Genomic DNA, 771 nt, shown 5'->3' on the forward strand with positions numbered 1-771 from the left:
CGTTCCCATGCCGAACACGGAAGTTAAGCGTCTCAGCGCCGAAAGTAGTTGGGGGATCTCCCCCTGTGAGGATAGGACGTTGCCAGGCTACATATTGGAGGATTAGCTCAGCTGGGAGAGCACCTGCCTTACAAGCAGGGGGTCGGCGGTTCGATCCCGTCATCCTCCACCATTTACACCTGCCGGTGTAGCTCAGTTGGTAGAGCATCTGACTTGTAATCAGAGGGTCGAGGGTTCGAATCCTTTCGCCGGCACCATTTGATCTTTTTAAAAAGTCTACCGCTAGAAATTATACCTTGCCGGGGTGGCGGAATTGGTAGACGCACAGGACTTAAAATCCTGCGAGGGTTTCCTCGTGCCGGTTCAAGTCCGGCCCTCGGTACCATTAATATTTTCCCATGATGATTATTCGTCTCGCACCCTTAGCTCAGCTGGATAGAGCGTTAGACTACGAATCTAAAGGCCGGGAGTTCGAATCTCTCAGGGTGCACCATTTTTAGACGGGAAGTAGCTCAGCTTGGTAGAGCACTTGGTTTGGGACCAAGGGGTCGCAGGTTCGAATCCTGTCTTCCCGACCATCATCACTTATATTGGGGCCTTAGCTCAGCTGGGAGAGCGCCTGCCTTGCACGCAGGAGGTCAGCGGTTCGATCCCGCTAGGCTCCACCAATTTTATTTTTTTACAGACGAACTTTGAAAACTGAACGATGAGGCAAAAATAAGTTTTACAATTTTTGAATGAAGCGCAAGCTTCGTCAATTTAAGAGCTATA

6 tRNA genes and 1 rRNA gene are annotated in these 771 nt (G+C 50.3%); all 7 read left to right on the forward strand.

The features are described from left to right. Positions 1–88, forward strand: a 5S ribosomal RNA gene (rrf, locus tag KNO78_RS15470); the annotation flags it as partial. An 8-nt stretch (positions 89–96) separates the two neighbouring features. Next, positions 97–172, forward strand: a tRNA-Val gene (locus tag KNO78_RS15475). Between the two features lie 9 nt (positions 173–181). Next, positions 182–257 (forward strand) — tRNA-Thr (locus KNO78_RS15480). A 41-nt stretch (positions 258–298) separates the two neighbouring features. Further along, a tRNA-Leu gene (locus tag KNO78_RS15485) sits at positions 299–385 on the forward strand. Between the two features lie 31 nt (positions 386–416). After that, a tRNA-Arg gene (locus tag KNO78_RS15490) sits at positions 417–493 on the forward strand. Between the two features lie 8 nt (positions 494–501). Then, a tRNA-Pro gene (locus KNO78_RS15495) sits at positions 502–578 on the forward strand. Positions 579–592: 14 nt separating this feature from the next. Next, positions 593–668 (forward strand) — tRNA-Ala (locus tag KNO78_RS15500). Positions 669–771 lie beyond the last annotated feature (103 nt).

Source organism: Exiguobacterium sp. s132 (assembly GCF_018617235.1).
In the GTDB taxonomy this organism is placed as follows: domain Bacteria; phylum Bacillota; class Bacilli; order Exiguobacteriales; family Exiguobacteriaceae; genus Exiguobacterium; species Exiguobacterium profundum.